Annotated in this window: 12 protein-coding genes; 5 read left to right on the forward strand and 7 right to left on the reverse strand. The window is 69.7% G+C overall.

The window, feature by feature from the left end; translation table 11 throughout:
- Positions 1 to 1,049 (reverse strand): tartrate dehydrogenase (locus tag T336_RS0118430; protein ID WP_026433654.1); only part of this gene is annotated, 1,049 nt, incomplete at its 3' end.
- A 105-nt stretch (positions 1,050 to 1,154) separates the two neighbouring features.
- Between T336_RS0118430 and T336_RS0118435 the strand changes: the two genes are divergently transcribed.
- From T336_RS0118435 to T336_RS0118445, 3 genes are all read left to right on the forward strand, one after another.
- Entirely contained in the window at positions 1,155 to 2,072 is a 918-nt protein-coding gene (locus tag T336_RS0118435) for a LysR substrate-binding domain-containing protein (RefSeq protein ID WP_209435984.1), read from the forward strand.
- Entirely contained in the window at positions 2,069 to 2,782 is a 714-nt protein-coding gene (locus T336_RS0118440; RefSeq protein WP_026433656.1) for a helix-turn-helix transcriptional regulator, read from the forward strand. Before T336_RS0118435 ends, T336_RS0118440 begins: the two co-directional genes overlap by 4 nt.
- 64 nt (positions 2,783 to 2,846) lie before the next feature.
- Positions 2,847 to 3,530 carry a glutathione S-transferase family protein gene (locus T336_RS0118445; RefSeq protein ID WP_026433657.1) on the forward strand — a complete coding sequence of 228 codons (684 nt, stop codon included), beginning with the start codon at positions 2,847 to 2,849 and terminating at the stop codon, positions 3,528 to 3,530.
- A gap of 78 nt (positions 3,531 to 3,608) precedes the next feature.
- Here the strand turns inward: T336_RS0118445 and T336_RS0118450 are convergent, their stop codons facing one another.
- Together T336_RS0118450 and rpsU are read right to left on the reverse strand one after the other, a co-directional pair.
- Complete coding sequence (locus tag T336_RS0118450) at positions 3,609 to 4,073, reverse strand: GatB/YqeY domain-containing protein (RefSeq protein WP_026433658.1); 465 nt, start codon at positions 4,071 to 4,073, stop codon at positions 3,609 to 3,611.
- Between the two features lie 351 nt (positions 4,074 to 4,424).
- Positions 4,425 to 4,637 carry a 30S ribosomal protein S21 gene (rpsU, locus tag T336_RS0118455; RefSeq protein ID WP_007833691.1) on the reverse strand — a complete coding sequence of 71 codons (213 nt, stop codon included), beginning with the start codon at positions 4,635 to 4,637 and terminating at the stop codon, positions 4,425 to 4,427.
- A gap of 320 nt (positions 4,638 to 4,957) precedes the next feature.
- Between rpsU and T336_RS0118460 the strand changes: the two genes are divergently transcribed.
- Entirely contained in the window at positions 4,958 to 8,209 is a 3,252-nt protein-coding gene (locus T336_RS0118460; RefSeq protein WP_026433659.1) for an EAL domain-containing protein, read from the forward strand.
- Positions 8,210 to 8,212: 3 nt separating this feature from the next.
- Here the strand turns inward: T336_RS0118460 and T336_RS0118465 are convergent, their stop codons facing one another.
- Both T336_RS0118465 and T336_RS0118470 read right to left on the reverse strand, forming a co-directional pair.
- Positions 8,213 to 8,605 carry an antibiotic biosynthesis monooxygenase family protein gene (locus T336_RS0118465; protein WP_026433660.1) on the reverse strand — a complete coding sequence of 131 codons (393 nt, stop codon included), beginning with the start codon at positions 8,603 to 8,605 and terminating at the stop codon, positions 8,213 to 8,215.
- Positions 8,602 to 8,979, reverse strand: coding sequence for an NIPSNAP family protein (locus T336_RS0118470; protein WP_026433661.1), 378 nt, complete (start codon positions 8,977 to 8,979; stop codon positions 8,602 to 8,604). Before T336_RS0118470 ends, T336_RS0118465 begins: the two co-directional genes overlap by 4 nt.
- 123 nt (positions 8,980 to 9,102) lie before the next feature.
- Between T336_RS0118470 and T336_RS0118475 the strand changes: the two genes are divergently transcribed.
- The gene (locus T336_RS0118475) at positions 9,103 to 9,870 is read left to right on the forward strand and encodes a winged helix-turn-helix domain-containing protein (protein WP_026433662.1); all 768 of its coding nucleotides are present in this window, start codon (positions 9,103 to 9,105) and stop codon (positions 9,868 to 9,870) included.
- Between the two features lie 39 nt (positions 9,871 to 9,909).
- On the opposite strand, the gene T336_RS0118480 is transcribed toward T336_RS0118475, so the two are convergent.
- Complete coding sequence (locus tag T336_RS0118480) at positions 9,910 to 11,172, reverse strand: BaiN/RdsA family NAD(P)/FAD-dependent oxidoreductase (protein WP_026433663.1); 1,263 nt, start codon at positions 11,170 to 11,172, stop codon at positions 9,910 to 9,912.
- Entirely contained in the window at positions 11,172 to 12,296 is a 1,125-nt protein-coding gene (locus T336_RS0118485) for a sterol desaturase family protein (RefSeq protein ID WP_013595451.1), read from the reverse strand. Before T336_RS0118485 ends, T336_RS0118480 begins: the two co-directional genes overlap by 1 nt.
- Between the last annotated feature and the right edge of the window lie 35 nt (positions 12,297 to 12,331).

The following is a 12,331-nucleotide window of genomic DNA, read 5'->3' on the forward strand; positions in this document are numbered from 1 at the left end:
CTGGCCGAGCCGCCCAGGTCCGGCGTCTTCGGCCCGCTCTTGATCACTTCTTCGATCGCCGCCACGATCGCATCGTGCGCCTGCCGCCCCGCGCCCTGGCCCTGCGTCAGGAAGTCCAGCATCAGCGCCCCAGACCAGACCATCGCGATCGGGTTGGCGATGTTTTTGCCATAGATGTCCGGCGCCGAGCCGTGCACCGGCTCGAACAGGCTCGGGAACGTGCGCTCCGGGTTCAGGTTCGCCGACGGCGCCAGCCCGATCGTGCCGGTGGTCGCCGGGCCCAGGTCCGACAGGATGTCTCCGAACAGGTTCGTCGCCGCCACCACGTCGAAGCGCCCCGGCTGCAGCACGAAGCGCGCCGTCAGGATGTCGATGTGCTGCTTGTCCAGCGTGATCTCCGGATACCCCCGGGCCACAGCATCGGCCCGCTGGTCCCACCACGGCATGCTGATGGCGATGCCGTTGCTCTTGGTGGCCAGCGTCACGTGCTTCTTCGGGCGGCCCTGCGCGAGGTCGAAAGCGAACTTCAGCAGCCGCTCCGCACCACGGCGCGAATACACCGACTCCTGGATCACGATCTCGCGGTCCGTGCCCTCGTACATGATCCCGCCCAGCGAGGTGTATTCGCCCTCGGTGTTCTCGCGCACCACGTAGTAGTCGATGTCCCCGGGCTTGCGGCCCGCCAGCGGGCACGGCACGCCCTCGAACAGACGCACGGGCCGCAGGTTGATGTACTGGTCGAACTCGCGGCGGAACTTCAGCAGCGAGCCCCACAGCGAGACATGGTCCGGCACGGTGGCCGGCCAGCCCACGGCGCCGAAGAAGAGCGCATCCATGCCCTTGAGCTGCTCCTTCCAGTCATCGGGCATCATCTGCCCGTGCGCGAGGTAGTAGTCGCAGCTGGCCCACTCGAAGGTGTGCAGCTCCAGCGCGAAGCCGAAACGCCCGGCCGCCGCCTGGATCGACCGCAGCCCCTCGGGCATGACTTCCTTGCCGATGCCGTCTCCGGGCAGCACCGCGATCCTGAACGTGGGGGTAGGGCTGGACATGTGCGAAGTCTCCTGAAATGGGGCAGAAAAATGGAAGTGCGCCGATTCTTCGGCAAACCACCACGCAATACAATCCGCTGCCTGTGGTTCCATTGTTCACATATCGTGCATAAAACGCCCGCCACCGACGACCTGCGTGTCTTCACCACGGTGGTCCGCAAGGCCAGCTTCGCCGAGGCAGCCGCCGAGCTGGGTGCCTCGCCCGCCTATGTGAGCAAGCGCATACGCCTGCTCGAGGAAGAGCTGGCCGTGAAGCTGCTGCACCGCACGACGCGCCGCGTGGCCGTGACGGAGGAGGGCGAGCGCGTCTTCCACTGGGCGCAGCGCATCCTGGACGATTGGGACCAGCTGCTGCAGGAGGTGGCCGTGACGCGGCGCGAGCCCCGCGGACTGCTCCGGCTGAGCTGCAGTTTCGGCTTCGGGCGGCGCATCGTGGCGCCCGCGGTGTCGCGGCTGGTGGAGCGCCATCCGGGCCTGCAGGTGCGGCTCGAGGTGTTCGACCGGCTGGTGGACGTGGCGGGCGAAGGCTTCGACCTGGACATTCGCGTGGGCGACGAGATCGCCCCGCACCTGATCGCCCGCCGGCTGGCGGGCAACCACCGCGTGCTGTGCGCGGCGCCGGTCTACCTGGCACGCAAGGGCACGCCCCGGGCGGTGGATGACCTGGCCGGCCACGATTGCCTGGTGATCAAGGAGCGCGACCATCCCTTCGGCGTCTGGCGGCTGCGCAGCGGCGCGGCAGACCGCACGGTGAAAGTGCGCGGACCGCTGTCGGCCAACCATGGCGAAATGGCCGTGCAATGGGCCGTGGACGGGCGCGGCATCGTGCTGCGGTCCCTGTGGGACGTCGGGCCCGACCTGGCCGCGGGCCGCCTGGTGCGTGTGCTGCCCGAATGGCAGCAGGAGGCCAACGTATGGGCCGTGTATCCCACGCGGCTGGAGCGTTCGGCCAAGGTGCGGGTATGCGTGGAGTTCCTGCAGGCCCATTTATCGCAGGCAACGTGGGGGGGAGAAGTGGCATGAACCGTCCCGTCCGTTCCGCCCGGTTGCTGCAACTGCTCGATGAACTGCGCCGCTGCCGCAGCCCCGTCTCCGGCGCCCGGCTGGCCGAGCGCCTGGGCGTGAGCCTGCGCACGCTGTACCGCGACATCGCCGTGCTCCGGGCCCAGGGTGCCGACGTGGCAGGCGATGCGGGCGTCGGCTACCAGCTGCGTCCCGGCTTCCTGCTGCCGCCGATGATGTTTCCGGCCGAGGAGCTGGAGGCGCTGCTGCTGGGCGCGCGCTGGGTGGCCGCGCATGCCGATCCGGTGCTGGCCCGCGCCGCGGCGCAAGGCATGGAGCGCATCGCCAGTACCTTGCCGGCCCTGCTGCGCCTCGAAGTGGAGACCAGCGGGCTGTTCGCGCCCCAATGGGCGGGCCCGCCGCCCGAGCCGTGGCTGGGGGCCTTGCGCAATGCGATCCGGGTGGGCCACGCGGTGCGCATGCGCTACACGGATGCGGACGGTGCCGTGACCGAACGGGTGGTGTGGCCCTTCGCCATGGCATTCCTCGACCAGATGCGCCTGCTGGCGGGCTGGTGCGAGCTGCGCCAGGACTTCCGCCATTTCCGGGCGGACCGGGTGCTGGCGCTGGAGGATACCGGCGTACGCTATCCGGCCCAGCGCCATGACCTCCTGCGGCGGTGGCGCAGGGAGCGCCTGCCGGCCGGCAGCGATGCGCGGGACCTGGCCTGACTGCTGACAGGATCTGACAGCGGCGGCGCGCAGACTGCGGGCTCTTTCAACCCTGGAGCGCGTGATGCACAACGAATCCCTGACCTTCTACACCCATCCCATGTCCCGCGGCCGGGTCAGCCGCTGGATGCTGGAGGAGACTGGCCTGTCGTACGAGGAGGTCATCCTGGACTATGGCAGCACCATGAAATCGCCGGATTACCTCGCCATCAACCCCATGGGCAAGGTGCCTGCGCTGCGGCACGGCGGCGTGACGGTCACGGAGAACGCCGCCATCTGCACGCACCTGGCGGACCTGGTGCCGGAGAAAGCGCTGCTGCCGCAGCCCGGCTCGCCGCTGCGCGGCCTGTGCTACCGCTGGCTGTTTTTCGCCGCCGGGCCGCTGGAGTCGTTCCTCACGGCGCGCAAGTACGGCACCCTGGCGCCGACCTCCGAGGCGGGCTACGGCAACGAGGCCGACCTGCTGCGCACCCTGGAGCAGGCGGTGGCCGGCAAGGCGTACCTGGTGGGTGACGCCTTCACCGTGGCCGACCTGTACATGGCATCGCTGATGGGCTTCTACATGCGCTTCGGGATGCTGGAGCGCAGGGCCGCTTTCGAGGACTATGTCCGGCCGCACCAGCAGCGCCCCGCCGCGCTGTGCGCTGCCACCCGCGACGAAGCCTTGATGGCCGCCCATCCGCATCCCGCGGCGGCTGCAGCTGCGGCGGCCGCAGCAGCCAGGACGACGGCAACGGGAGCACCATGAAAAACTGCCAGCCTCCCTGCGGGAGCGCTGGCAGTCACCGTGCGGCGCATTGCGGCGCACCGGCAGGGCGGGGAGCCGTCAACCGGCCAGGGCGGCCTTCACGGCGGCCGAGACCTGGCCCATGTCGGCCTTGCCGGCCAGGCGCGTCTTCACCACGCCCATGACCTTGCCCATGTCGCCTGGGCCCGCTGCACCCAGTTCGGCCACGATGGCCTTCACCGCGGCGGTCACTTCGTCGGCCGACATGCGCTCGGGCAGGTAGGCCTGCAGCACGGCCATCTCGGACTTCTCCTTGTCCGCCAGGTCCTGGCGGCCCGCGCCCTCGAACGCGGCGATCGAGTCCTTGCGCTGCTTGATGAGCTTGTCCACGATCGCGACGATGGCCGCGTCGTCCAGAGTGACGCGCTCGTCCAGAGTGACGCGCTCGTCCACTTCTTTCTGCTTCATCGCGGCCTGCAGCAGGCGGATGGTGCCCAGGCGCTCGGAGTCCTTGGCGCGCATGGCGGTCTTCATGTCTTCGGTGATCTGTTCTTTGAGTCCCATGGCAGATTTCCTTGTATTGATTGGATCAGGCAGAGAGGAAGGGTTTGCACAAAGCCTTCCTGGCTAGGCGCAACGCCGCAGACAGTAGTGTTGCTACGGCAAGGCGTTGCAACTAAGAGCCGCTAACAGAACCCTTCTGGCGTCGTTGCCTCATCTTGTCGTACTACTCGTACTGCCTGCGATGCGGCGCCTAGCCAGAACCGCTTCGCTGGGTTCTGTTAGCGGCTCTAAGCCGGAGGGGCTTTTTGCAGACCCGTAAAACGAAAAAACCCGCGCTTGGCGTCCCTAGCGCGGGTTTCTCGGCGGCGAGGCCGGCCGTATGAATCGTCGATACGGCGACCGATGTGCCGATCAGTACAGCTTCTTCGGCAGCTGCATGCTGCGAACGCGCTTGTAGTGGCGCTTCACGGCGGCAGCCTTCTTGCGCTTGCGCTCGGCCGTCGGCTTTTCGTAGAACTCACGGGCGCGCAGGTCGGTCAGCAGGCCCAGCTTTTCGATGGTGCGCTTGAAGCGGCGCAGTGCCACGTCGAAGGGTTCGTTCTCTTTTACACGGATGGTGGTCATTCAGTGATGTTTCCAATAGGTGCTGCCAGCGGGTTGCGGGGAAGATCGGGCCCTGCAGCCATTCACAGCGGTTTTCCCCGTCTCTAACTAGTATTGGCCGACGGGGGTTTGCCAGCAAAGCCGAGGATTATAGCGTTTCCGGCTGCGGCGTGCCATGTCCCATGCCGGCCCGATGGCAGCCGCCTCCTGATGTCCCCGGAAGGCCCGGCCGCAGCCTGTGATGGTGCGGAAATTGCTAATAGTTGTAACGGCCTGGATTCGCCAGGCTTTTCCGGGGACGGGCGGGCGGGACGGTGCCTGCCTTCCCCCGCTGCAACCTCATGTCGATCATGCACCGCATCACGGGCCGGCTGGGCCGCTGGCTGGGCCGTCTCAGCGTGGGCCGCAAGCTCATGCTCATCTACCTGCTGGACCTCACGGCAGTCATCTACGTTTCGGGAATCCTGATCCACGAGAAATTCCTCGCCATCGATTTCGCGCGCAAGGAGATCGTCGGCACGGAGTACGCGGCGGTGGTGCGCGACGGCCTGATGGGCTCCTTCCTGCCTGGCGATCCGGTGGCGCGCGTCCTGCTGCGGGACCGCTTGCGGGATGTGCGCGCCGATCACGATGCGGCCCTGCGCACCGGCGACATGGCCGAGCGCTTCGCGCAATCGCTGCAGGCCGCGGCGGAGGATGGCTCCGCGCCCGTGCGCCCGCAGGAGCGGGGCGCGCTGCTGCGACAGGGGCGCGAGCTCCTGACCACCGTGGCCAACCAGTCGAACCTGATCCTGGACCCGGACCTGGACAGCTACTACGTGATGTCGCTCACCATGCTGCGCTACCCCGAGCTGCTGCAGGTGGTGCACGACACGCTGGGGTTCCTCTCGGCACGGCCTGCGCCGCGCCCGCAGCAGGCCGTCCCGGGGCCGCACCGTGCCGCCGAGCTGCTGACGCTGGTGGGTCGGCTCGATGCCGTGCTGGTGGGCATCGATTCGGATTTCGACCAGGCTTTCATCGCCGGCAAGCCGGCACTGCGCGAGCGGCTGGGCGCGACGCGCCAGGGCCTGCAGGCGTCGGGACAGGCCTTGCAGGCGCTGCTGCAGCGCGTGGCCCAGGGCGAAGTCGGGCCCGACACCGCGGCGCAGGAGCTGCACGGCCGCCAGCAGGCGCTGCTGGCCTCCCTGGGCAGCGCCTGGGTGGCCGGCACGGAGGCCATGGACGATCTGCTGCGCACGCGGGTGCACGACCTGTTCGCGCGCATGTGGCTGCATCTGGGCACGGCCGTGCTGCTGCTGGGCTGCATCCTGAGCCTGGTCACCCTGGTGGCGCGGCAGATCGCCAAGCCGCTGCAGCAGCTCGCGCGGGTGGCGGGGGAGGTGCGGCGCACCGGCGACCACTCGCTGCGCGCGCACTGGAACAGCGGCGACGAGATCGGCCGCCTGGTGACCGCGTTCAACGACATGCTCGCGCAACTGGACCGCGAGCGCCTGCTGCAGCAGGAGCTGGCCGCCAGCGCGCGCGCCGCGGAAGCCCAGCGCGAATTGGTGGAGGCGCTCCCGATCCCGATGGTGGTGACCTCGGTGCCGGAGCACGAGGTGCTGCATTCCAATGCGCCCGCCGGCCACTGGCTGGATGGCGTCACCCATGACCCCTGGCGCGCCGGGCTGGAGCCGGGCGTGCGGGCGCGGTTCTTCCAGCGCCTGGCGGACCATGGCGTGGTGGACGAATTCGAGGTGCGCTGGAAAGGTGGAAAGGAACCTGCATGGGCGGTGCTGTCCGCGCGGCGGCTGCGCTTCCAGGGCCGCGACGCGATGCTCACCGCGTTCGCGCCGATCAATGTGCTCAAGGTGATGGAGCAGCGGCTGGAGCTGTGGGCGAAGGTGTTCGAGGCCTCGTCCGAGGGCATCATCATCATGAACGCCGCGCAGCGCATCGTGAGCGTGAACCAGGCGTTCTGCCGCAGCACGCACTACGATTTCTACGAGGTGATCGGCGAGCAGCTGGGCATGCTGCTCGATGCGCCGGGCGAGTCTGCGCCGGGCGAGGCCATCGCGCGCGCGCTGGCGGACAAGGAATCCTGGCAGGGCGAGGTGCGCTTCCGCCGGCGCTCGGGCGAGAGCTACCCGGCCTGGCTCATGGTGTCGGCCGTGCGGGAAGGCGGCAAGGGCGGGGCGGTCACCAACCACATCGGCATCGCCATCGACATCACCGACCGCAAGCGCAACGAGGAACGCATCCGCTTCCTGGCGCACCACGACGTGCTCACCGAGCTGCCCAACCGTTCGCTGTGCGTGCAGCGCCTGCAGGCGGGGCTGGAGCAGGCGGCCCGGACCGGCGAGCAACTGGCCGTGCTGTTCATCGACCTGGACCGGTTCAAGGCGATCAACGACACGCTGGGCCACCACATCGGCGACGGCCTGCTGCGCTCGGTGGCGGCGCGGCTGGTGCAGTCCGTGCGGGAAGGTGATACGGTCAGCCGCCTGGGGGGCGACGAGTTCGTGATCGTCATGCGCCAGGTGGAAGGCGCGCAGCAGGTGCTGCGCGTGGTGGAGGAGCGCCTCATCCCGCTCATCCGGCAGAGCCATCCGGTGGAAACGCATGAACTGAGCGTGTCGTGCAGCGTGGGTATCGCGGTCTATCCCGAGGATGGCGCGGACCTGGACGAGCTGATGCGCAGGGCCGACGCGGCCATGTACGAGGCCAAGACGGCCGGGCGGGACATGGCGCGCCTGTATTCGCTGGAGACGGACCGCCGCGTGCAGGCCCGGCAGGCCATGGAGCAGTCGCTGCGGCGCGCGCTGGAGCGCCGGGAGTTCGCGCTGCACTACCAGCCGCGCATGTCCGCCCGCACCGGCATGCCCACCGGCCTGGAGGCGCTGCTGCGCTGGCGGCATCCTTCCCTCGGGGAGGTGCTGCCGGGCGAGTTCATCCCCATCGCGGAAGAGGCCGGCCTCATCCGCGCCATCGGGGCCTGGGTGCTGGACCAGGCCTGCGCGCAGTGGGCGGCCTGGCGGGCGTCGGACGCGGGCGGCGGCCTCGCGGGCCTGCCGGTGTCGGTGAACCTGTCGGCCGCGCAACTGGCCGACCCGCTGCTGGTGCCGGACATCGCCGCGCTGCTGACGCGCCACGGCATGCCCGCGCGCTGCCTGGAATTGGAGATCACCGAGTCGCAGCTGATGGACAACGCCGGCGTTGCGCAGGGGCAGCTCGCGGCGCTCAAGCAACTGGGCGTGCAGCTGTCCATCGACGATTTCGGGACGGGCTATTCGAGCCTGGCCTATCTCAAGCGCTTCGCGATCGACAAGCTGAAGGTGGACAAGTCCTTCATCCGCGACATGCTGGCGAGCCCGGCCGACATGGCGATCACGCGCGCCATCATCGGCCTGGGCCGCACCCTCGGGCTGCAGGTGGTGGCCGAGGGCGTGGAGGATGCGGCCACCCTGCGCATGCTGGAATCGCTGGACTGCGACGAAGTGCAGGGTTACCTGTTCAGCCGGGCGCTGCCGCCCGAGGCGCTGCAGCGTTGGGTGGCGGAGGCGGCGGCGCAGCCGCCGCGCTCCCGTCGGCCGGTGGCGGCCGTGGATGGATGACGTTCAAGGGTTGCAGGAAGCGGTGCCGGCGGTACCGTGCGCCTGCATGTCGGGGCAGGAACCGGGGCCTGTGCCGTCCGGCGCCTCGGCGCGGTCGTGCAGGCCGTAGTCCCGCAGCACGCGGGCCACGCGCAGCCGGTAGTCCGCGAAGACACCGCTGCGGCCCGCGGCCTGCGCACCGCGGTGGCTCGCATGGCCGCGCCAGCCCACCACCGCGGCCTCGTCGCGCCAGAAGGACAGCGACAGCAGCTTGCCGGGCGTGGCCAGGCTCTCGAATCGCTCCAGGCCGAGGAAGCCGTCCATGTCCTGCAGTGCCGCATGCAGGGCCGCGGCGCGCGCGAGGTATTCCTCGCGGCCCGCGGCAGAAGGCAGTGCCTCGAAGATCACCGCGATCATGGCGCGGCTCCTCCGGCCGGAGGCGCTTCGCTGCCGGCGTCCACGGGCCATGCGGGCTTGCCGAACGTGCCCGGCACCGCCACGGCGAAGCGGCGCTCCTCGCGCAGGATGAAGCGCTGGCGCTGCGCCCGCTCGAAATTGGCGCGGCCTTCGGGATCGGTGCGCAGGCGGGCGCGGTAGGCCTCGTAGGCCGCGAGGCTGTCGAAGGCGACCAGGCCCCAGGCCTCGAAGTTGCTGCCCTCGTGGGGCAGGAAATAGCCCACGAGGTGGCCGCCGCAGCGGGGGATGATGCGGCCCCAGTGCTCGGCGTAGTCTCTGAAGGCGTCGATCTGGAAGGGATCGATCTCGTAGCGGATGAAGCAGGTGATGGGCACGGCGTGCGCTCCTGGTGAGGGTGGCAGGGAATGGCGCGGTGCATGCGGCGGAAGGTGCATGCGTTGCGCACCACTCCATTGGACGGGCCGTGCCGGAGGGGATGCTTCGCCCGGGAGCGAAGCGTGCCGGTGGCCGCCTGCGGCACACTGCGGAGCGTGAACACCAACCAGATCGCCCGCGTGGCCGGGCTCATCGGCGAACCCGCCCGCGCGGCCATGCTGCTGGCCCTCATGGACGGGCGGGCGCTCACCGCGCGCGAGCTCGCGGGCGCTGCGCGGATCTCCGCGGCCACCGCCAGCCGGCACCTGGCGCTGCTGGTGGATGCCGGCCTGCTGGCCGTGCGCAGCCAGGGGCGCCACCGCTACCACGCCCTGGCCGGCGCCGAGGTGGCGCGGCTGCTCGAAGGGCTGATGCAGTTCACCGTGCGCCCCGCGGCCCTACCGCCGCCCACCGTGGCCGCGGGGCCGCGCGATGCGGCGCTGCGCATGGCGCGCACCTGCTACGACCATCTGGCGGGCCGGCTGGGCGTGGCGATGGCCGACCACCTGCAGGAAGAGGGCGCCGTCGTGTTCGACGGCGAGGAGGGCGGCCGCGCCACGGACCGGGCCGCCGCCGTGCTCGCGCGCCTGGGCCTGGAGGCGGTTGCCGCCCTGGACGGCGGCTCGCGCCGGCCCGTGTGCCGCCCCTGCCTGGACTGGAGCGAGCGCCGTCCCCACCTGGCCGGCCGGATGGGCGCCCTGGTCTGCGCCCATTGCCTGGACAGCGGCTGGCTGGCGCGCAGCGCCGGCTCCCGCGCGCTGGCCATCACGCCGCGCGGTGCGGTGGCGCTGCGGGATGCGCTGGGCGTGGCCCGCTGGGCCGAGGTCGTGGGGCCCGCGGAGAGGGGCTGAGCAGGGGCCGGGGAGGACGCGCGCCGCCCGCCCGTGCAGCTATGCTCCGGTGCCGTCCCGTGCCGCCGGCAGCGCCTGCGCACAGGCATGCGCGCTCGCCCACGCCCACTGGAAGTTGTAGCCGCCCAGCCAGCCGGTGATGTCCACCACCTCGCCGATGAAGTACAGGCCGGGCTGCGCGGTCGCCTCCATGGTCTGCTGCGACAGCGCGCGCGTGTCGATGCCGCCCAGCGTCACCTCGGCCTTCTTGTAGCCCTCGGTGCCGGTGGGCGTCAGTTCCCAGCGCGCCAGCTGGTCCGCCAGCCGCGCCAGCGCCTTGTCGGAGGCTTCGTTGATCGGGCGCTGCCATTCCGGGCTCTGCTGTGCCCAGGCATCGGCCAGGCGGCCGGGCACCAGCGTGGCGAGCTCGTTGGCGATCAGCTTTTTCGACCGTGCCTTGCCCTGCGCGAGTGCTCCGGGCAGGTCGGTGCCGGGCGCCAGGTCGATGGCCAGTGGCGTGCCCGGCTGCCAGTAGCTGGAGATCTGCAGCACGGCCGGCCCCGACAGGCCGCGGTGCGTGAACAGCAGGTCTTCCAGGAAGGCCGTGCGCTGCTTCTTCGTGCCGGTGGCGATCTCGACGGGAAGCGCCAGGCCGGCCAGTTGCGCATAAGGCGCCCAGGCATCGCCGTCGAAGGTGAGCGGCACGAGGCCTGGGCGGCGTTCCACCAGCGGGATGCCGAACTGCTGCGCCAGCCGGTAGCCGAAGTCGGTCGCGCCGATCTTGGGAATGGAAAGCCCGCCCGTGGCCACCACCACGCTGCGGGCCTGCACCGGGCCGCGGTCGGTATCGACGTGGTAGGTGGCAGCGTCCGCTCCCTGGGCGCCTGCCGGGAGGAATCCCACCTTCTTCACGGCGCAGGGCTGCCAGCGCTCGACCTGGCCGGCCTCGCATTCGGCCAGCAGCATCCGGATCAGGTCTTCGGCCGACCGGTCGGCGAAGAGCTGGCCCTTGTGCTTCTCGTGGTAGGCGATACCGTGGCGTTCGACCAGCGCGATGAAGTCCGACGGGGTGTAGCGCGAGAGCGCCGAGCGCGCGAACTGCGGGTTCTGCCCCACGAAGTGCCTGTGGGGCGCACGCACGTCCAGGTCGCGGTTGGTGAAATTGCAGCGCCCCCCGCCGGAGATGCGGATCTTCTCGGCCACCTTGTCGGCATGGTCGATGAGCAGCACCTTCAGCCCCCGCTGGCCGGCCTGTGCGGCGCAGAACAGGCCGGCGGCGCCGGCCCCGACGATGACGGCGTCGAACCGTGGCGGGGGAAGCATCAGCCTTTCCAGGTGAACGGGAACTTCAGCTGCTTGATGAACCCGTTGGGCACGTAGTCGCCCAGCACGCCGTACTTCTCGGGCCAGAGCCGGTCGCTCCGCACCGCGGTGCCGAAGAGGTAGTCGAGGAAGGCGAAGTGCGCGGCATAGTTGCGGTCCAGCGCCTCCTGGTCCTGGCTGTGGTGCCAGTGGTGGAAGTTGGGCGTGACGAGCACGTAGCGCAGCGGGCCGAGGCGCACGCTCACGTTGGCATGGTTGAACACCGCCTGGAACCCGACGATGACGATGTAGGCATCGATCACTTCCTTCGAGAAACCCAGCACGTAGATGGGTGCCAGCACCAGCGTGCGCGTGATGAGCAGCTCCAGGATGTGCTGGCGCGAGCCGGCCATCCAGTCCATGCTCTTGACGCTGTGGTGCACGGCGTGCAGGCGCCACAGCGTGGGCACCTCGTGGTAGGCGCGGTGCGTCCAGTACTGCACGAGGTCGGCCACCAGGATGATGAGGAAAAGCGCTACCCAGAAGTTCAGGCCCTGCACCCAGCCGCGGATGCCGTCGCTGGCGGCCCAGCCGAACAGCTTGTGCACCAGCAGGTTGGTGGCCAGCAGCACGAAGCCCACCACCATGTGGTTCACGATGAAGTGGTGGAAATCACACTGCCACTCGGGGCGGAAGATGGGCTGGTCGCGCCGCAGGGCGAAGAGCTTCTCGATGAAGATGAAGATCAGCGCGCTGCCCAGCAGGTCGAGGATGAACCAGTCCAGGCCGATGTAGGGCGTGTTGTCCGCGAAATCGTGCACGGGCACCTTGTGGCCGCCGAGCAGCGCGGCCGAGGTCACGAGCAGGAAGGCCGCGGACGACAGCCAGCGCGAACGGTTGAACACGATGTTGACGAGCGAGAGCCCCCCGGCGACCACCAGCGCCGCGAACAGCACCATGCGCAGCACATCGACGTTGTAGGCCTTGCGCAGTTGCGGCGTGGTGAGGTATTCGGGGAAGTGGAAGGCGAGCACGCCCAGGAAGCTCAGGATGCCGAGCGAGAGGGCGATGACGCCGGAGATGTGGCCGCGGCCCGGACGCAATTCGCCGTGGCTGGCGGTGAAGTCGTTGAGTTTGTCGAGCATGGGACTGCCGCTGGGGTCTGTAACGCGAGGCGCGA

The organism is Paracidovorax oryzae ATCC 19882, assembly GCF_000687165.1.
Classification (GTDB): domain Bacteria; phylum Pseudomonadota; class Gammaproteobacteria; order Burkholderiales; family Burkholderiaceae_C; genus Paracidovorax; species Paracidovorax oryzae.

Bases quoted from the DNA above. Each gene is read 5' to 3' on its own strand.
- T336_RS0118465 (WP_026433660.1), bottom strand. From the start codon at position 8,605: ATGATCGCGGTGATCTTCGAGGCACTGCCTTCTGCCGCGGGCCGCGAG.
- T336_RS0118440 (WP_026433656.1), top strand. From the start codon at position 2,069: ATGAACCGTCCCGTCCGTTCCGCCCGGTTGCTGCAACTGCTCGATGAA.
- T336_RS0118485 (WP_013595451.1), bottom strand. From the start codon at position 12,296: ATGCTCGACAAACTCAACGACTTCACCGCCAGCCACGGCGAATTGCGT.
- T336_RS0118450 (WP_026433658.1), bottom strand. From the start codon at position 4,073: ATGGGACTCAAAGAACAGATCACCGAAGACATGAAGACCGCCATGCGC.
- rpsU (WP_007833691.1), bottom strand. From the start codon at position 4,637: ATGACCACCATCCGTGTAAAAGAGAACGAACCCTTCGACGTGGCACTG.
- T336_RS0118445 (WP_026433657.1), top strand. From the start codon at position 2,847: ATGCACAACGAATCCCTGACCTTCTACACCCATCCCATGTCCCGCGGC.
- T336_RS0118480 (WP_026433663.1), bottom strand. From the start codon at position 11,172: ATGCTTCCCCCGCCACGGTTCGACGCCGTCATCGTCGGGGCCGGCGCC.
- T336_RS0118460 (WP_026433659.1), top strand. From the start codon at position 4,958: ATGTCGATCATGCACCGCATCACGGGCCGGCTGGGCCGCTGGCTGGGC.